Origin of the sequence: Nocardia spumae, from assembly GCF_020733635.1 — a bacterium.
GTDB lineage: Bacteria > Actinomycetota > Actinomycetes > Mycobacteriales > Mycobacteriaceae > Nocardia > Nocardia spumae.
Map to the genome: position 1 here is coordinate 2,656,714 of NZ_JAJFZL010000001.1, position 17,993 is coordinate 2,674,706.

Below are 17,993 nucleotides of genomic sequence, written 5' to 3' on the forward strand. Positions count from 1 at the left end.
ATCAGTTGCCTCGCTTCCGGCGTAGGACGGCCAGCAGGTCGTCGTCGTCCAGGCGCGCCAGCCGGGCCACCGCCGACCGGCCGTCCCCGGTGCCGAGCCCGGCCAGTGCGGATTTGCGGTCGTGCATACCCGCGATATGTTCCTCGACGGTGGTCGCGCTGGTCAGCGTGGTGATCGTGACCGGCCGGGTCTGGCCGATGCGGTGTGCGCGATCGGAGGCCTGTGCCTCGACCGCCGGATTCCACCAGCGGTCGTAGTGCACGACATCCGCCGCGCGGGTCAGGGTGAGGCCGGTGCCGGCGGCGCGCAGGCTCAGGATCAGGATCGGCGGGCCGTGCGGCGCCTGGAAGTCGGTGACGATCGCGGACCGCTCGGCCTGGGACAGCCCGCCGTGGAACACCGGTGCGGTGACCCCGAACTGTTCGCCGCAGTGGCGGGCCAGCAGCTCCGCGGTTCGCCGATACTGGGTGAACACCAGTGTCGGACAGTCCAGTTCGAGGTTGTTGGTCAGAATATCGGAACAGACGTCGAATTTGCCGCTGCGGCCGAGGAGCTCGTCGACGTCCCCGGAGATCAGCCCCGGATGGTTGCAGACCTGTTTGAGTGCGGTCAGTGCGGCCAGGACTCGTGCGTTGCGCTCCGCGCCGACGCCGAATCCCTGTGCCTCGGCCCGATCCAGCAGTTCGTCGTAGAGGCGTTGCTGCTCACCGGTGAGGTCGCACACCAGATCGGTGTGGAGCTTCGGCGGCAGTGCGGCGGCGACCTGAAGTTTTTTGCGTCCCAGCACGATCGGCTCGATGGCGTCGTGCAGTCGCTGTACCGCGGTGGTGGAACCCTCCTCGATCGGGCGGGCGAACCGGCGGCGGAACCGGGCCTTGTGGGTGAACGCGGCCGGTGTGACCAGATTGAGCAGTGCCCACAGTTCGTCGAGATGGTTCTCCACCGGAGTTCCGGTCAGGGCCACGCGTGCCCGCGCGGGGACCGCCCGGGCCGCGCGCGCGACCTGGGTGCGCGGATTCTTCAGCACCTGTGCCTCGTCGAAAACGACGGTCGCCCAGTCCGTCTCGGCCAGTGTGCCGCCGTGGCGGCGCAGCGTCGGATAGCCGCTGACCACCACCGTGGCGGGCCCGGGATCGTCGTATTCGCCGCCACGCCAGGCGATCGGGCGCAGTCCCGGTGCGAAGCGGGTGATCTCGTGCACCCAGTTGCCGACCAGCGAGGTCGGGCAGACCACCAGTTGCGGTCCGGATTCGGCGCGCCCGATCAGGAAGCCGATGGCCTGCACGGTCTTTCCGAGCCCCATCTCGTCGGCGAGCACCGCGCCACCCTGTTCGGCGGTGGTGCGATGCAGCCAGGCGATGCCCCGGGCCTGATAGGGCCGCAGCGTCGCCCGCAGCGGTGCGCGCAGCTCGCGCGTGATGTGCTCGGTCTCCCGATAGGCCTGGAGGGCGCGGTCGGCGGACACGATCGCGGTGGCCTCGGCATTGGTGACCGCGTGTGCCGCGGGCGGCAGCACCTCGGCTCCGCCCGCGCCGCGGGCCACCGCCTGCCAGCCCGACAGTGACGGACCCGCGTCGCGCACCGCGACCCCGTCGAGCTGATCGGCGTCGACCATCGCGCAGTCGACCTCGTCCACGGTGATCGCGGCGCCGCCGGGATCGGGCAGTGCGAGACGGACGCGCTCGCGCGGTCCCTCCGGGGCGGGCCCGGGTGCGCGTCCGGTCCAGGTCCACAGTGCGAACGCGTGTCGATCGGGCAGATACGTGGCGTGTGTGGTGTGCAGGACAACCCTCGCTAATCTACGTATGGCGTACGGAGTATTATAACCACGTACGGTGTACTGAGATTCCCGAGGAGTGATGTGACCCGGAAAACGGCCGCCGACCACGCGCGACAGGTGATCGCGCTGCTGTGGCGCCGGGAACTGCCGGCTCGTCCCGGCCTGCGCGGACCGAAGCAGACGGTCGAGGTCGACGAGGTGATCCGGGCGGCGGTGCGCATCGCCGACCGAGACGGCTACGGCGCGGTATCGATCCGGGCGGTGGCCACGGCCCTGGGGCTCAAACCGATGAGTCTGTACACCTATGTCCCGGATAAGCAGGCGCTGATCATCGCGATGGTCGACCGGGTCTGCGACGACGACGCGCCCATCGATCTCGCGGCGCCGCTGCGTGCGCGGCTGGCCGCGATCGCCCGGGGGGTGCGCGCGGAAATGCTCGCCCATCCGTGGCTGCTGGAAGTGCCGCCCTGGCGGCTGGATCTGGGGCCGGGCCGACTGCGCCGGTACGAACGGCAACTGACGGCGTTGGAGGGGTCGGGGCTGTCGGATGTCGAGATGGATCGCATCATCGCCGTGCTGTCGGATTTCGCGTCCGGCAATGCCCGCACCGCCGTGGCGGCGCGGCGCGGGGACGGCGAGATGAGCGACGCGCAGTGGTGGGAGGTGTACGGGCCGGCGCTGACCGAGGCCGTGTCGGGCCAGGAGTTGCCGCTCTCGCAGCGCGTCGGCACCACGGTCGGGGAGCTCTATCAGGCGCCCGGTGACCCCGACGGCGCCTTCGAGTACGGGCTGTCGCGGCTGGTGGACGGCCTGGTAAAAGCGGCAGGTGGCCGTGGCGCCGGGGGCGGGGAGCCCGCCGCCGGATAACGGAACGGGCGACCCCCGAAGGGATCGCCCGTTGGTTGATGTGGGGACGTGAGGAGCCCGATCAGAGCGCCGGTGCCGACTCGGTATCGATGACCGCCTCGAGTTCGCGCAAGCGCTCCATGTGCTCATTGGCGTGGTGCTGGCAGAAGAGCAACTCGCCACCAGCGGGAAGTGTCGCGCGAACGCGCGCCGCCGCCCCGCAGCGGTCGCAGCGATCGACCGCAGTCAGTGGGGTGCTAGTCAGTGTTCCTGGCATGACTCCTCCGTCCTGGCTCCCGGCGCAGAAAGCCGTTCGCCTGGTGTGGGGCCCGCGGTCCCTTCCGCGAGCTCGCTACCGCTACTTCCCAGCAGTGGCTGATGACTACTCTGTCAGACGTTCGGGACGGGGGCTTTGTTCCCGAAGATGTTCGTATGTGTTTTCCCTAACATGACCAGGTATTTCGCTGCGGGCGAACACCATGGCCATCCGTGGGAAACCTTGGTGCGCCACCTGCGGTTGAACACTTCGGAGACAGGCCGATCCAGTTGTCTGATCGCAGATTACCCTCGGTATCCGACAATCAACCGTCGGTTTCGTCCTCTCCGCGGGTCGTCGGCCGACGGCTGGGTAGGGTGCTGGCCGTGACTGCCGACAATGCTGCCCACTCCTGCGGGGGCGCACCCGCGGATGCCGAAAACCTCAACGGCCGCATGCTGGTTCATCTGTGCACTCGCCAGGAGTGGGAAGAATTGCGCCGCACCGGTGAACGGGCGACGCCCTCGCTGCAGACGGAGGGATTCGTTCATCTGTCCGCGCCTCATCAGGTGCACCTACCGGCGAATCGCCTGTTCGCGGGCCGTCACGACCTCGTTCTGCTGTGGCTGGACGTCGAGCGCCTGCATGCGCCGCTGCGCTGGGAACCGGGTGTGGCCGGGGATCCGGGCTCGATGCGGTTTCCGCACCTCTACGGCCCACTGCCGGCCGCGGCGGTACTTCGCGCGAGTTACTATGACTGCGATGAAAAAGGGACATTTCCGGCGCTTACTGCCGATCCGGAGCAGTGGCCGGCCTCTCGAACCGCTTGATCTAGGCTGGATTTCGTGAACGTCGATGTGACACAGCTCCCAGGGATTGGCGTACGCAAGGACTTCCAGGCGCGTTCGGGCCGCCGGATCGGAGTCGTCGCCCATCGCGACGGCAGTATCGATCTGATCGTCTCCAAACACGACGACCCCGACGACTGCGCGGCCCAGATTCCGCTGACCATCGACGAAGCCGCGGTGCTGGCCAATCTGCTCGGCGCGCCACAACTGGTGGAGAAGCTCAGGGACGATCATCGCGATCTGCCGGGGATCACGACCCGGCAGCTCCCGATCGGTGACGACTCGCCCTATTCCGGGCGGCCGCTCGGCGAAACCCGGATGCGTACCCGCACCAAGGCGTCGATCGTCGCGGTGATGCGAGCCGGGCAGATCTACCCTTCGCCCGGACCGGATTTCGTGCTCGTCGCAGCCGATCTGCTGGTCGTGGTCGGCACTCCGCACGGTCTCGACGAGGCCCTCGAGATCCTGACCGGCGGGTGAGCCGGTGGAGTCGACCGCACTAGCCCTGTTCGAGCTCGGAGCGGTCCTGTTCGCCCTAGGTGTCCTGGGGCGCGTCGCAGGGCGTTTCGGTATGTCCCCGATTCCGCTCTACCTGCTGGGGGGCCTGGCCTTCGGTGACGGCGGTGTCCTGACGGTCAAGGCCGCGTCCGAATTCGGCCATCTCGCAGGAGAAATCGGCGTCGTTCTGCTGCTGTTGCTGCTGGGACTGGAATACACCGCGCCGGAACTCGTGTCCGGTATGAAGAAGTCCTGGCTGGCAGGTCTGGTCGATATCGTCCTCAATGCCACGCCCGGCGCCGCCGTCGCCCTGATCCTCGGATGGGGACCGACCGGGGCCATCACACTCGCCGGCGTCACCTACATCTCCTCGTCCGGCATCGCGGCGAAGGTGCTCAACGATCTGGGGCGCCTCGGTAACCGGGAGACCCCGGTCATCCTGTCGGTCCTGGTTTTCGAGGATCTGGCGATGGCGGTCTACCTGCCGATTCTCACCACCATCCTGGCCGGCGTGGGCTGGATGGCGGGGCTGCGATCGCTGGCGCTGGCCCTGTTGGTGATCACCGTCGTCCTGGTCATCGCGCTGCGGTACGGGCGCTACGTCTCCGCGATCGTGGACAGTAAGGACCGCGAGGTCTTCCTGCTGCAACTGCTCGGCGCGGCGCTGCTGGTCGCCGGAATCGCCTCTGGCCTCAACGTGTCCGCGGCCGTCGGCGCGTTCCTGCTGGGGATCGCGATCTCCGGGTCGACCGCGCAGAGCGCGGCCAAACTGCTCGAGCCGCTGCGCGATCTGTTCGCCGCCATCTTCTTCGTCGCATTCGGCCTCAACACCGATCCGCAGAAGATTCCGCAGGTGCTCGGCTGGGCGGTCCTGCTGGCGGTCGTCACCACGCTGACCAAGATCGCCACCGGATGGTTCGCCGCCAAGCGCCAGGGCATCGGCCGATTGGGACGCGCGCGGGCCGGCGCCACCTTGGTCGCTCGCGGCGAATTCTCGATCGTCATTGCGGGACTGGCTGTTTCGGTGGGGGCCGTCGAGGGCAAGCTCGCGGCACTGGCCTCCGCCTATGTGCTGCTGATGGCCATCGTGGGACCGGTCGCCGCGCGCGTGGTCGAACCGGTGGTCCGGTCAGCGCAGCGTCGGCTCGCTCCGGCCACCACCGGCTGAGGGCTGCTCCGCATCCGCCGGTGGTGTCACCGGCGGATGCGGAGCCGGGGCTGCCGCGCGCAGGTCGCGTGCCCGCTCGAGGCGCACCGACAGGGCCACCGCGATCGCTCCGACGACGAATCCGATGAGCAGTGCGGTCAAGTGGCCGTAGTCGGTGAAGGTGCGTCCGTGCCAGGCGGCGAAGCAGAACCATGCCAGCAGCGCCGCCGCCCACACGGCGCGCGGTGTTCCGCGCAGGTGATACGTCAGCACCGCGAGTATCGCCGTGGATCCGTAGGACGACCCGACATCCGAGGCGACCGCGATATGCAGCGGAATCAGCTGGTGATGGACCGCGTAGGCGATACCGGTGACCACGATCATCGAGGCGCCGGCATGTCCGCAGGCGAACACCATGATCCAGCGCAGGGTGCCCAGCCAGCGCTCGGCGAACGCTCCCACGGTCAGGAACCCGATGATGATCGACCACGGGAATCCGCCGTCGGTCCAGAACGCCGACGCGACCAGGACCTGCACCGGATCGCGGCGCATGTTGTGCAGATTGGTGGAGGCGGACAGGATCAGCCGGTGGCCGGCGAAATCGCTGATCCCACGCAACGTCCACCAGGTGACGAACAGCGTGAAGGCATAGGCGCAGGCGGCCGGGGCCCCCGCGAGATGATCGTGGACCGCCCGCCCGGCGCGATAGACCCGGTCGGGCCCGTGCCACCACTCCGACAGTTGCCGCCGCGCGGCCGCGACATCGATGGTCCGAGTCCAGGGAGACCGGTAGTGATTCAACGCGGAGGACGCCACATGTCCCAGTGTCGCCTGCGCCGGTCCGGCCCGCGCGCCGACCCGCGCAAATCCGCTGTGGCCGGCCGGGCTACCTCCGGTGGTGATGCGGGCCGTCGTCGGCGGATATCGGCGACCGGGCCGGGAACCGGTCGCCGAAATCGTCCGGTTCGACCTGCTGGCCGCTGCTCGGCCAGTACCGGCTCGCGCGCTGCCCTCGGATGCGCGACAGGTCGGGTTCGTGGATCTCGGTGATGCCCACCTGCAGGAACAGCAGCAGGGTCACCATGCTCACACCGATGATCAGCGGAGTCAGCAGCTGACTGGCCTGTGCGCCCGACGGCGCGTGCATATTCTCGGCCATATGGGCCTGCATCGCGTACATGCCGGTGTAGTGCATACCGCAGACGGCGACGCCCATGATCATCGCCGAGGCGATCGCGGCGGGCACACCCTGCACGTGTAGCGCGAACCACAGCGCCGCCGTCGCGGCCACCACCGCGATCACTATCGAGACGATCACCAGCCACGGGTCGTACCGCATCGCGACATCGGTCTTCATCGCGTACATGCCCGCGTAGTGCATGGCCGCCACGCCGAGTCCGGTCACCGCGCCGCCGGTCAGCAGCGCCTGCGTTCCGCCGCCGCGGCGCAGCACCAGCGACAGGCCGATCCAGACCACCAGCACCGCGATCGCCACGCTGATCAAGGTGACCGGGACGTTGTAGCGGATGGTCGCTCCGTGTACCGAAAAACCCAGCATCGCGATGAAATGCATGACCCAGACCCCGGTTCCGCCCAGCGCCACCGCCGCGGTGACGATCCAGCCGCGCCTCGTCGGATTCGCCCGCGCGCGGACCATACAGCGCAGGGCGAGCAACGAACCGATGACGGACATGACGTAGGCCAGTCCGGGCGTCAACCACCCGTAAGTGAACTGGTTGATCTCGAGCATGCGGACTCCTTGCCGGAACGGTCGTCATCCGGCCGCACGCCGGTGACGGCGCCGACATTAGCCCCATACTCGCAGGTAGTAAATTTTTCGAATACTTTTCATAGAAAATAGCTGGGGTTTGCCGAGCAGGAGGCGCAGGTAGTGCGCACGCGGGACGCCCGATGGCTCAATTGGGTCACCCCGGTCGTCGCGGCTCTGTCACAGCAGCGGTGGCGGACGCAGGTCCAGCCGGCGCATCACCCGATCGACCAGATCCGGTGGCATACCCGGTTCGCGCCGGGCCGCCAAGGCTTCACCGCGCCCGGCCTCGAGCACGTCGTTGCTGATGGTCCGCAGTTTGCCGGTCAAACGCATCGCATGCTCCACCGCCTTGGTACCGTCGGCCGCCTCGGCCGCCTCCGGATCCGCCCGGACCAACCGGCGTTCGACGGTATCGCGCAGGCGTTGGTACACCTCGTCGGGGAGGTCCTCGTTATCGGCGATCTCCTCGAGCCGCGTCAGCTCGGCGCGCAGGATGCGGGTCCACAACCGCTTCTCCAGCGCGCGTTCACCCTCGGTATCGGCCTTCACCCCGGTCCAGCGCGCCACCAGCGGCAGCGTGGGCCCCTGCAGCAGCAACGTGAACAGGACCACGACGAAGGCGATGAACAGCACTTCCGTGCGGCCCGGGAAGTCCGCTCCCGATTCGGTGGTCAGCGGAATGGCCAGCGCCAGCGCGACCGTCACCACGCCGCGCATACCGGCCCACCACGTGACCACGGTTTCACGCCAGGTGTACGGCTCGTCCACTCGCCGCCGGCGCCACCAGCCGCGGAACAGGCCCGTACTGGCCAGCAGCCACAGCAGCCGCAGCCCGACCACCACGCCGACGACCACGGCCGCCCCACCCAGCAGCCGGGGCCAGTCCGGGCCGGTGGTGGCGAGCACCGTACTGAGTTCCAGACCCACCAGGCCGAAGGCGAATCCGGTCACCAGCATGTCGATCACATCCCAGAAGGAGTCACCGACGATCCGGTAGCCGACATCGCTGAAATCCGTTGCGGCATCGGTGAGATACAGCGCGCACACCAACACCGCCAGCACCGCCGAACCGTGTGCGGCCTCGGCCAGGCGATAGGCCGCGAACGGCAGCAGCAGTCCGAGCGCCACCTGCCACGGCGCCTCCGTCAGCCGTCGCATCATCGCGCTACCGGCCCACCCGAGTGCGAGCCCGACCGCGACCGCCACCACCGCCGACACCACGAAATCCACCGCGGTCTGCCAGGCCGAGAAATGTCCGGTCACCACCGCCAGCACCGCGACGTCGTAGATCACCACGGCGGTCACATCGTTGAACAGGCCCTCACCCTCGAGGACCGCCACCAGCCGCCGGGGCAGACCCAGCCGATCGGCCATCGCGCTGACCGCCACCGGATCCGGTGGCGCGACCACCGCACCCAGTGCGAAGGCGGCCCCCAGCGGGAGTGCCGGATACCAGATGTGGAAGACCGCGGCCACGGCCGCGACGGTGGCGATCACGAGGCCTACCGCACGCAGCAGGATCGCGCCGGCGTTGGAGGCGAACTGCTGCCAGGAGGTGCGCCGGGCGGACGCGTACAGCAGCGGAGGCAGGACCAGCGGCAGGATCAGCTCCGGCGCCAGGTCGATATTCGGAACGAACGGCAGTACCGCCATGATCAAACCGAATACGGTCATCAGGACCGCGGGGGCCAATCCGATCCGCCGGCCCAGGGGCTGCGCGAGGATCGTCGCGAACGCCAGTACGAAAACCAACACCAACTGATCCACGACAGCCCAGCCTATGGGGCGGCCCCGGCAATCGCCCGCACAAAACGACGATGCCGCCGCGGAACAGCCGCGGCGGCATCGTGGGTCGAGCGGATATCAGTCCAGGTAGTCCCGCAGTACCTGGGAGCGGCTGGGGTGGCGCAGCTTGCTCATGGTCTTCGACTCGATCTGGCGGATGCGCTCACGGGTGACCCCGTAGACCTGGCCGATCTCGTCGAGTGTGCGCGGCTGGCCGTCGGTGAGGCCGAAGCGCAGCCGGACCACGCCCGCCTCGCGCTCGGACAGCGTCTCGAGCACCGACTGCAACTGATCCTGCAGCAGCGTGAAGCTCACCGCGTCGACCGCGACGACCGCCTCGGAATCCTCGATGAAGTCGCCCAGCTGGGAATCGCCCTCGTCACCGATGGTCTGATCCAGCGAGATGGGTTCGCGAGCGTACTGCTGGATCTCGAGGACCTTCTCCGGGGTGATGTCCATTTCCTTGGCGAGTTCCTCGGGCGTGGGCTCACGGCCCAGGTCCTGCAGCAGCTCGCGCTGGATACGGCCCAGCTTGTTGATGACCTCGACCATGTGTACCGGGATACGGATGGTGCGGGCCTGGTCGGCCATCGCGCGGGTGATGGCCTGCCGGATCCACCAGGTGGCGTACGTGGAGAACTTGTAGCCCTTGGTGTAGTCGAACTTCTCCACCGCGCGGATCAGACCAAGGTTGCCCTCCTGGATCAGGTCCAGGAAGGCCATACCGCGGCCGGTGTAGCGCTTGGCGAGCGAGACGACCAGACGGAGGTTGGCCTCGAGCAGGTGGTTCTTGGCGCGGTTGCCGTCGCGCATGATCCACTGCAGGTCGCGGCGGGTGGCCACGGGCAGCTTCTCGCCCTTGTCGGCGAATTCGCGCAGCTTCTCGGTGGCGTAGAGACCGGCCTCGATCCGCTTGGCGAGTTCGACCTCCTCCTCCGCGTTGAGCAGCGCGACCTTACCGATCTGCTTGAGGTAGGCACGCACCGAATCCGCGGACGCGGTCAGTTCGGCATCCTTGCGGGCCTGACGCAGGGCCTCGGATTCCTCCTCGTCCCAGACGAAGTCGCCGGAGGCCTTGTCCTTCTCGGACGGCTCGTCGGCTTCCTCGTCCTCGGCTTCGGCCTCTTCCTCGGCGGTCTCCTCGACCAGTTCCTCGCCGTCTTCGCTCAGATCCTCCTCGGAGACCTCCAGGTCACCGAGATCGTCGAGCTCCAGCGACTCGTCTTCGATATTCTCGTCGGCTTCGTTGTCCGCGCCGGGAGCCGCCTTCTTGGTGGTGGCCTTCTTGGCGGGAGCCTTCTTGGCAGCTTTGGCGCCGGCCTTCTTGGCAGGTGCCTTCTTCGCTACGGCCTTCTTGGCCGGAGCCTTCTTCGCGGCAGCCTTGCGGACCGGCCGTGCTGCGGTGCTGTCTGCGGAGTCGGCAGCGTCGGCCGATTCGGCGGTCTGTCGGGTATTCGTGGCTACCACGTACGCCCTTTCGTGACGGTCTCGTGCGGCGTCACGCCAGAGTAAACATCCGGCGGAGCGGTTCTGTCGGGGTTAATCCCGGCTCTCGTGCCGGGGTCGTTTTCCGGCTCACCGCCGGTCACGTTCCATTGTAACGATCGACGACGAGTGCTCACGGCGCGATCCCGCTATCGGCGGCCATCGCGGCACCGACGATACCCGCGGTATTGCGCAGCCGCGCCGCCACCACCGGAGTCCGATTGGCCAACAACGGAATCCAATGTTCGGCATCGCGGCTGATTCCGCCGCCCGCGACGAAGACCGTCGGCCAGAACAAATTCTCGAGGGTGATCAGCACCTTCGACACCTCGGCGGCCCATTCTTTGTACGACAGATTCTTTCGTTCCTTCACCGAGGAGGCGGCCCGGTGCTCGGCCTCCTTTCCGTGGATCTCGAGGTGACCGAGTTCGGTGTTCGGAACGAGGACGCCGTGGTGCATCAGCGCCGACCCGATGCCGGTACCGAACGTCAGCAACATCACCAGACCGTCGATATTGCTGGCCGCGCCGTAGCGGTCCTCGGCCAGACCGGCGGCATCGGCGTCGTTGAGCACCACCACCTCGCGGCCGCCCAGGGCCAGCGAGAACAACTGGTGGGCGTCGGTGTCGACCCAGCTCTTATCGATGTTGGCGGCCGTACGGGCGATGCCGTTGACCACGACACTGGGCAGGGTGAGCCCGACCGGTCCGTCCCACTTGGCCTTGCCGACGAGGGTGGCGACGGTTTCGGCGATGGCATTGGGGGTGGCCGGATGCGGGGTGGAGATCTTGATCCGCTCGTGCGCGAGCTCGCCGGTCGCCAGATCGACGACCGCGCCTTTCACCCCGCTGCCCCCGATATCGATTCCGAATGCTTGCCCCCGAGCGGACATCGCGAACTCCTCGTTCCCTGTGGTCTAGGCCGATGAAGGTGCCAGCGGCACGTTACACTGCGCGGCGCGCGTATCGCGGCGACCGCGCGGATGCGAGTTCGTCCGGATCTGTGATCGGATGGATACCGTGCCCGAGACGAATTCACCCGCCGATATCGCGGACCAGAGCGTCCTCGACCCTGCGGAGATCACCGAATTGCGCCGCGTCGCAGTGTATCTGGCCGAAACCGCGGCCGCGCACGTGCGTCGCCGCCGGCCCGAGGTGTTCGGGCCCGGGCGGCCCGGGGACGGCTCGGTGCATACCAAATCGACGCCGACCGATCCGGTCACCGTGGTCGACACCGAGACCGAACAGCTGATCCGCGCCCTGCTGGCCGAGGTCCGGCCGGGGGAGAGGGTCCTCGGTGAGGAGGGTGGCGGCGGTCCGGCCGCGCCCGGCGACATCCTGTGGGTGGTCGATCCGATCGACGGCACGGTCAACTTCGTCTACGGGATCCCGGCCTACGCCGTGTCGGTGGCCGCCATGCGAGGCGGCCGGTCGCTGGCCGGCGCCGTTGTCGATGTGCCCGGTGCGAGCACCTACAGCGCCGGACTCGGTGCCGGGGCCACCCGGACCGAATCCGGCGGCGACCCGGTCTCGTTGCGGTGCAACGAGATCGACTCGACTCGGCTGGCACTGCTGGCCACCGGATTCGGCTACGGGGCGGCCCGGCGGCAGCGTCAGGGCGAACTGGTGGCCCGACTGCTACCGCAGGTGCGCGACATCCGGCGCATCGGCTCCGCGGCACTGGATCTGTGCATGGTGGCCGCCGGTCGCGTCGACGCCCACTACGAGCACGGCCTCAATCCGTGGGACTGGGCCGCCGGCGCGCTGGTCGCCGCCGAAGCGGGCGCGGTGCTGCGGTTGCCCGCGGCGGAGTCCACCGGAGCGCGGGGGGAGCTCACCGTCGCGGCCGCACCGGGCATCGCGGACGAACTCGCCGAGCTGTTCGACCGGCTCGAGGTCACCGCGCCCATTCCGGAGGTCTGAGCGGACCGCGCCTCAGCAGCGGGCGGTGCGGGCGGCCTCGAGCAGCGCGGAGTCGACGTGCGCGCCACCGGGTGCGGGGTTCTTCAGCGCCCGCAGCACCTCCTCGGCGTCGGTGCTCGGCTGCAGGTCGTTGCCGAACAGTGAGCCGAGTGCGAGATCGACGGTGTCGTCGGTGCGCTGATCCTCGATCAGTTCCGCGCACGGTGCCACCAGCTGTACGGCGGCCGCTGCCGGGCGCCCGCTCACGCCGTAGCGGATCTGACCGGTGCAGACCAGGTCACCGCTCAGGTAGACCGGGTCGTTGCCGTACACGGGCGCGGGCGGGCTCGCGAAGCCGTAATCACCGAGTTTGGACGCGATGTGCTCGGCCAGGCCGCGCTGGCCGGAACCGTTGAGCACCCGCACCTTCGCCTGTGCCAGCGGCACCGGCTCGACATCGTGCAGCCGTGACGGCGACACCACCTCTCCCAGCGGCGCCGGTTGCTGGGTCGCGGTGGGGTCGGTGACCGGCGACGGCGAATTGCAGGCCATGGCCGTGTGGCCGGTATCGGCGGTGGTCAGCGCCTTGATCCACACGATTGCGCAGATGAGGGCGAGAATCGCGACGAGCGCGACCCACGGCTGATAGCGGCGACGCAGGAATGGGCGGCCCTTGTTGTCGACCGTGCGGCCTTCGGTGATCAGTGAAACCACACGCATACCTTACGAGTTGGCGGTGCACGGCCGCGCAAGCGGACGTCCGCGTGCCGATACCGCCGCGACGGCGCGCCGTGGAATCGGGCGAGAAACCCGGATTCGGTATCGGGATGGTAACGATCGGTGTGGTGGCCCGGATCGCGGACCGATCACAACCGGGCGAATCGCGGAACACGAGACGGTGGCGGATCGCCACAACGTCCCCGCCGCTGTGACGATTACCCCTCGGTTTCGACGCGCTTGGGTTTTGATTGCGACTTTTGCGCTGTCGTCCGCTATTGTCTGGCGGCCCGATCCGAATCGGCTGATGCGAATCAGGGCAGCGATTTCGGGAACAACCAGGGCATCTCCTGCGTTGACCGAGCGCGAATCGGTATGGATCACGGTGATCCGTCCGGTCGGCGAGCGGTGTGCACGTGACGTACACCACGGCGGGGCGGCATTGCCGGGACCGATTCCGAAAGGAATCGGTGACGGTGGAGCCGGTCCGGGATATACGGAGCAAGGACGAGGGGAAGACGACATGGCAACCGACTATGACGCACCTAGGCGCAGTGAATCCGATGAAGTGTCGGAGGACTCGCTCGAGGAGCTGAAGGCTCGTCGCAACGAGGCCGCGTCCGCCGTCGTGGATATCGACGAATCCGATACCGCGGAGTCGTTCGAGCTTCCCGGCGCGGATCTGTCCGAGGAGGTGCTCTCGGTCCGGGTGATCCCGAAGCAGGCCGACGAGTTCACCTGCTCGAGCTGCTTCCTGGTTCATCACCGCAGCAGACTCGCCAGCGAAGCCGGCGGGCAGATGATCTGCATGGATTGCGCGGCCTGAGCGGTCGCCGCGCACGCAGGAAAGTCACAATCCGAACAACGACAAGCCCGGCAGGTTTCGTCAGCCCGCGCTCGGCACGCCGAGCGCGGCCAGTACCTGCTCGGGTTTACGCGTGCTGACCAGCCAGTACGGAGCCGGATCGTCCGGATCGTCGAGGACGAGCAGGACCATGGGCCCGATCCAGGGCCGATGCTGGACGAATGCGGCCGGGTCGAGCTGACGACCCAGGGCCGCGCTCTTCGCGCTCGTCGGAACCGCGACCGCCCGGGATACATACGTTACCGGCAGGTGGGCCCGGTCCGCGCGCAATTCGAGGACGCCGTCCGTGTCCGGTGCCACCTCGACCCGATGGCGGCTCACCCACAGCAGGACCCAGACCGGAACCGGGAACAGCAGGACGTACGGCAGCCACGCCCGGATGCCGGGCGCACCCATGTGGATTTCGGCGGCCAGCAGTCCGGTGATCGCCAGGGCGATCGGCCACCACCACAGCGGCACCCACAGCCGTTCGGAGTAGACCGCGGCAGCGGGGTCGGCCGGCGCGGGCACCGCGGACTCGCGCGGGGGTACTGCGTGGGACTGGTCGGACACCTCATCAGACTAGGTCAGCCCGACATATTCGCTGTCGGCGGGAGCCGATCCGCTACGCGCGCGGGCGCGCGACATCATCGGTGCCGCGTCGAGGTCCGGGACTGCCCGCCGGACGCGTAGGCTCGCTGGACGTGACCGGAATTGCACCCATACCCCTGCTGCGGCTCGACCCCGGCGTCCCGGTGCCCACGCGTGCGCACCCGGGCGATGCCGGTGTGGATTTGTGCACCACCGAGGACGTCATCCTGGAGCCGGGCGAGCGGGTACTCGTCGGCACCGGAATCGCCGTCGCGTTGCCGGTGGGCACCGTCGGCCTCGTTCATCCACGATCCGGGCTCGCCGCTAAGACGGGTCTGTCGATCGTCAACACCCCCGGCACCATCGATGCCGGGTATCGAGGCGAGATCAAGGTGTGCCTGATCAATCACGATCCGCGCGCGGCGGTCCAGTTGCGTCGTGGCGACCGGATCGCGCAATTGCTGGTGCAGCGGGTCGAGCTGGTGGATTTCGTCGAGGTCGAACAACTCGACGAAACAGCGCGCGGCACAGGTGGTTACGGGTCCAGTGGCGGTCACGACAGTCTGTCGGGGGCGGCCGGCGGGGTGGGGCGCCCCGGAGGGGAGGCATGAGCATGTTCGGCCAGGGCGATCATCGCGATCGTGACTCCGAGCTCGACGATTTCGGCCGAGAGGACTCCGGCTACGGCGACGGGCAGTCCTACTACGCCCAGGGGGGCTACTCGCAGACCGGTGCCCATCGCGCACCCGACGACGCCGACGACGGGGGAGCCTACGGCGAACCCGCCCCGGCGAGCGGCTATGCCGAGCCGCGGTACCCGACCGGGCAGTACGAGGCGCCGCGGGACCTGCGCGGCCCCGGCCGTCGTGGTCCGGCCGAACCGAATCGTGGGGCACCCGGCCGCAACCCGGCCGGGCGTCCGGTGGATCCGCCGTATCCCGGTCCGGCGACCGGGCAGTACGAGACCGGCGCCCACGCGCGCATTCCCGGACGCCCCACCGGCGCCGCTCGCGGCGACGCCATGAGTGCCCCGCCGCGGCGAGCGCCGGGTGGCCCACGTCCCGCACCGGCGCCGCGCGACGATGACGACACCGGGCCGATTCCCCGGATCCCGCCCGGTCCGCCGACCGGCCGGCACGCACCGGGACGGACCGGTGCGGCGCCGCGCGTGCCGGCGAATCCGGGCCGGGGCGGGACCGGTGCGATTCCGCGCCTGCCGTCCGGTGCCCCGGGTCCGGGCGGACCGCCCACCGGTTCGGTGCGCCGGGTTCCGCCCGGTCCGATGCCGGGCCCGGCCGGTCCGCCGACCGGTTCGGTGCCGCGGTTGCCGGGTGGTCCGGGACCTCGCCCGGGTCCGGGCGGTACCGGCGCGGTGCCGCGAGTTCCGCCGGGGCCGGGCCGACCGGCGCCCGCCGGGCCGCGACCCGTACCCCAGGCGCCGCCGCGTCCGACACCCGATGCGCCGGGGCCGATGTCGACCGGACAGCACCCCGTGATGCCCGGCCGGCCGCGCCCTGCGCCGAACGAGCCCGGGTACGGCCGCCCGCAACCAGGTGGTCCGGCGCCGGCCGGCCGGCATCGCCCGGCCGGTCCGGACCGTGAACCCGGTGATCCGTACGCGCGGCACGGCTACGACCGTTCCGCGTCCGGCCCCGCCACCGGTGGTTTCGCGGTGGCCGAGGAGTACCGCGATCCGGCCGCCGCACGCCGCGAGGATGCCTATGCGCCCGCCGAGGCGCCGTATCGGGGAGAGCCGCAGGAAGCGGCCGGCTATCCGGAGCATGTGGCCTACGCCGCCGAGGATGCCTACGTCGAAGATGCCTACGTCGAGGACGACGGGTTCGAGAGCGACGGGTTCGAGGACGACGGGTTCGAGGACGGCTACGCCGCCGAGGACTACGCGCAGGATTACGACTCCGACGATTACGACGAATACGACGCCGCCGAGGAGGAGGAATCCGAACCTCGTACCGGGCCGTTCGACTACGACGAGGTCGCGGAGATCCTCGACGAGATCTCCGAACAGCGTCTGGATCTGGGGTCGATCATTCTGCCGGTACCCGACGGCGGTCAGCTCCAGGTGGAGATGACTCCCGACGGCACCCCGCAGGCGGTCCATCTGGCCACACCGAACGGGCGGCTGACGGTGGCCGCCTACGCGGCGCCGAAATCGCCGGGCCAGTGGCGAACGGTCGCTACCGATCTGGCCGAGTCGTTGCGTGCCGACGGCGCCCAGGTATCGGTCCAGACCGGCCCCTGGGGACGCGAACTGCACGCGGTGACCGAGGGCGCCGACCTGCGCTTCATCGGTGTCGACGGATATCGCTGGATGGTGCGGCTGGTCGCGGCCGGGCCGTCGGGTGCGGCCGACGAGGGCACGCCGCTGGTGGAGGCCGCCCGCCGCATCCTCGCCGACACCGTGGTTCGCCGCGGTGAGGAACCCATGCCGGTGCGTGAACCGCTGCCGGTGGTGCTGCCGCAGGAGCTGGCCGATCAGCTCACCGCGGCACACCAGCAACAGGTCGAGGCGCAGGAGCAGGCGGTCGCCGCGCAGGCCGCGGCCGCCGAAGCCGCCGCGACCGGTACCTTCCCGGTCGTCACGCCCGAACAGCAGGGACCGCGCCGCGGTGCCGAGGGGTCGGCGATGCAGCAGCTGGGCCGTAACTGATCGACTCCGGCGTCTCGGTCGCGACCGAGACGCCGGATCTCGCTCATCCCCGCAGTGACGGCGCCACCAGGTCGCCGAGTCCGCGCGCCCCGAGAATGCCCGGATCGGCCCCCAGCTCGTCGAGGGTGATCCGGTGCAGCCGGGCGTGCGGAATCAGGTCGTGCCAGCGCCGCGCGACCGCCAGGGGATGCACCGGATCGTCGACAGCGGCGACGATCGTGGTCGGAACCGTCACTGCCGCAAGCAGTTCCGGTTCCGGCCAGGCGTAGGCGGCGGCCTCTTCCAGGGCCGTGGGCAGCTCGGGCCAGTGGGCGCGCCACGACTGGGTCAGGGCCCGGGCCAGCCAGGGTGGGCTGCCGGCCCGCATGCGATCGATCACCGGTTCGAGTCCGTCGGCGCGCAGTTGCGCGGCGGTGGCGGCCGCGCTCAGCGCCGCCGGGCAGCCGGTGGTGTCGCTGCCGGTCCAGGCCGGCAGTGCGGCCACCACGCCGAAGGCGGAGTGCGGGTGGGCGGCGGCCCACTCCACCGCGATCGCCGCACCCAGCGAGATCCCGGCCGCCAGCACCGGCCCGGACCGGGCGGCCTCGTCGAGTGCGGCCAGACAGCCGGCCACCACCGCGCGCGGGTCCGGTTCGACGGCGACGAACGGCAGATCGCTTGCGGCACTGGCCGGTCCGAACGCGCGGCGGGCGAAGTCGGCATCGGATCCGGTACCCGGCAGGGCGACGACGACGGCCGGGCGGGTGCCGCCGGAACGGGAGAGCTCTGACACGCGCCGGAGCCTACGCGCCGAACCCGCCGCGAATCCGGCGCCCATCCGCACCGCGTTGTGCCGGTTGCGCCGGATCTCGGACAT

Annotated in this window: 18 protein-coding genes; 8 read left to right on the plus strand and 10 right to left on the minus strand. The window is 69.3% G+C overall.

The window, feature by feature from the left end; translation table 11 throughout:
* Position 1: 1 nt before the first annotated feature.
* Entirely contained in the window at positions 2-1,615 is a 1,614-nt protein-coding gene (locus LKD76_RS11600; protein ID WP_372465982.1) for a DEAD/DEAH box helicase, read from the minus strand.
* A gap of 246 nt (positions 1,616-1,861) precedes the next feature.
* Between LKD76_RS11600 and LKD76_RS11605 the strand changes: the two genes are divergently transcribed.
* On the plus strand, positions 1,862-2,647 hold the full coding sequence (locus LKD76_RS11605) for a TetR/AcrR family transcriptional regulator (protein WP_227981030.1): 786 nt from the start codon (positions 1,862-1,864) through the stop codon (positions 2,645-2,647).
* Between the two features lie 61 nt (positions 2,648-2,708).
* On the opposite strand, the gene LKD76_RS11610 is transcribed toward LKD76_RS11605, so the two are convergent.
* On the minus strand, positions 2,709-2,903 hold the full coding sequence (locus LKD76_RS11610; protein ID WP_030517230.1) for a DUF7455 domain-containing protein: 195 nt from the start codon (positions 2,901-2,903) through the stop codon (positions 2,709-2,711).
* Between the two features lie 434 nt (positions 2,904-3,337).
* Between LKD76_RS11610 and LKD76_RS11615 the strand changes: the two genes are divergently transcribed.
* The 3 genes from LKD76_RS11615 to LKD76_RS11625 are packed head-to-tail and all read left to right on the plus strand — an operon-like array spanning position 3,338 to position 5,396.
* Positions 3,338-3,712 (plus strand): DUF952 domain-containing protein, encoded by a 375-nt coding sequence (locus tag LKD76_RS11615; protein ID WP_227985215.1) that lies wholly within the window; start codon positions 3,338-3,340, stop codon positions 3,710-3,712.
* 15 nt (positions 3,713-3,727) lie between these two features.
* A complete protein-coding gene (locus tag LKD76_RS11620; protein WP_227981031.1) occupies positions 3,728-4,210 on the plus strand; it encodes a cation:proton antiporter regulatory subunit in 483 nt (160 codons plus the stop codon).
* A gap of 4 nt (positions 4,211-4,214) precedes the next feature.
* Positions 4,215-5,396 (plus strand): cation:proton antiporter, encoded by a 1,182-nt coding sequence (locus tag LKD76_RS11625; RefSeq protein WP_227981032.1) that lies wholly within the window; start codon positions 4,215-4,217, stop codon positions 5,394-5,396.
* Here LKD76_RS11625 and LKD76_RS11630 read toward each other — a convergent pair.
* The 5 genes from LKD76_RS11630 to ppgK all read right to left on the minus strand — a co-directional run bounded on the left by LKD76_RS11630 (position 5,358) and on the right by ppgK (position 11,308).
* Positions 5,358-6,191, minus strand: a complete 834-nt coding sequence (locus LKD76_RS11630; RefSeq protein WP_227981033.1) for a rhomboid-like protein — start codon at positions 6,189-6,191, stop codon at positions 5,358-5,360. The genes LKD76_RS11625 and LKD76_RS11630 overlap by 39 nt on opposite strands.
* Before the next feature lie 70 nt (positions 6,192-6,261).
* A complete protein-coding gene (locus LKD76_RS11635; RefSeq protein WP_227981034.1) occupies positions 6,262-7,125 on the minus strand; it encodes an MHYT domain-containing protein in 864 nt (287 codons plus the stop codon).
* Between the two features lie 198 nt (positions 7,126-7,323).
* A complete protein-coding gene (locus LKD76_RS11640) occupies positions 7,324-8,913 on the minus strand; it encodes a Na+/H+ antiporter (RefSeq protein WP_227981035.1) in 1,590 nt (529 codons plus the stop codon).
* Positions 8,914-9,009: 96 nt separating this feature from the next.
* Positions 9,010-10,398, minus strand: a complete 1,389-nt coding sequence (locus tag LKD76_RS11645; protein ID WP_227981036.1) for an RNA polymerase sigma factor — start codon at positions 10,396-10,398, stop codon at positions 9,010-9,012.
* A 151-nt stretch (positions 10,399-10,549) separates the two neighbouring features.
* On the minus strand, positions 10,550-11,308 hold the full coding sequence (gene ppgK, locus LKD76_RS11650) for a polyphosphate--glucose phosphotransferase (RefSeq protein ID WP_227981037.1): 759 nt from the start codon (positions 11,306-11,308) through the stop codon (positions 10,550-10,552).
* 118 nt (positions 11,309-11,426) lie between these two features.
* Between ppgK and LKD76_RS11655 the strand changes: the two genes are divergently transcribed.
* On the plus strand, positions 11,427-12,338 hold the full coding sequence (locus LKD76_RS11655; RefSeq protein WP_227981038.1) for an inositol monophosphatase family protein: 912 nt from the start codon (positions 11,427-11,429) through the stop codon (positions 12,336-12,338).
* 12 nt (positions 12,339-12,350) lie between these two features.
* Here the strand turns inward: LKD76_RS11655 and cei are convergent, their stop codons facing one another.
* Positions 12,351-13,031, minus strand: coding sequence for an envelope integrity protein Cei (gene cei / locus LKD76_RS11660; protein WP_227981039.1), 681 nt, complete (start codon positions 13,029-13,031; stop codon positions 12,351-12,353).
* A 526-nt stretch (positions 13,032-13,557) separates the two neighbouring features.
* Here cei and LKD76_RS11665 point away from each other — a divergent pair.
* Complete coding sequence (locus LKD76_RS11665; protein ID WP_025351469.1) at positions 13,558-13,860, plus strand: DUF4193 domain-containing protein; 303 nt, start codon at positions 13,558-13,560, stop codon at positions 13,858-13,860.
* Positions 13,861-13,920: 60 nt separating this feature from the next.
* Here LKD76_RS11665 and LKD76_RS11670 read toward each other — a convergent pair whose 3' ends face one another.
* Positions 13,921-14,409, minus strand: a complete 489-nt coding sequence (locus LKD76_RS11670; protein ID WP_227985216.1) for a DUF3093 domain-containing protein — start codon at positions 14,407-14,409, stop codon at positions 13,921-13,923.
* 173 nt (positions 14,410-14,582) lie between these two features.
* Here LKD76_RS11670 and dut point away from each other — a divergent pair, with 173 nt between their 5' ends.
* On the plus strand, positions 14,583-15,080 hold the full coding sequence (dut, locus tag LKD76_RS11675) for a dUTP diphosphatase (RefSeq protein ID WP_227981040.1): 498 nt from the start codon (positions 14,583-14,585) through the stop codon (positions 15,078-15,080).
* Between the two features lie 1,172 nt (positions 15,081-16,252).
* Complete coding sequence (locus LKD76_RS11680; RefSeq protein WP_227985217.1) at positions 16,253-17,137, plus strand: DUF3710 domain-containing protein; 885 nt, start codon at positions 16,253-16,255, stop codon at positions 17,135-17,137.
* A gap of 43 nt (positions 17,138-17,180) precedes the next feature.
* Here the strand turns inward: LKD76_RS11680 and LKD76_RS11685 are convergent, their stop codons facing one another.
* Positions 17,181-17,909 (minus strand): alpha/beta fold hydrolase, encoded by a 729-nt coding sequence (locus LKD76_RS11685; protein WP_227981041.1) that lies wholly within the window; start codon positions 17,907-17,909, stop codon positions 17,181-17,183.
* Between the last annotated feature and the right edge of the window lie 84 nt (positions 17,910-17,993).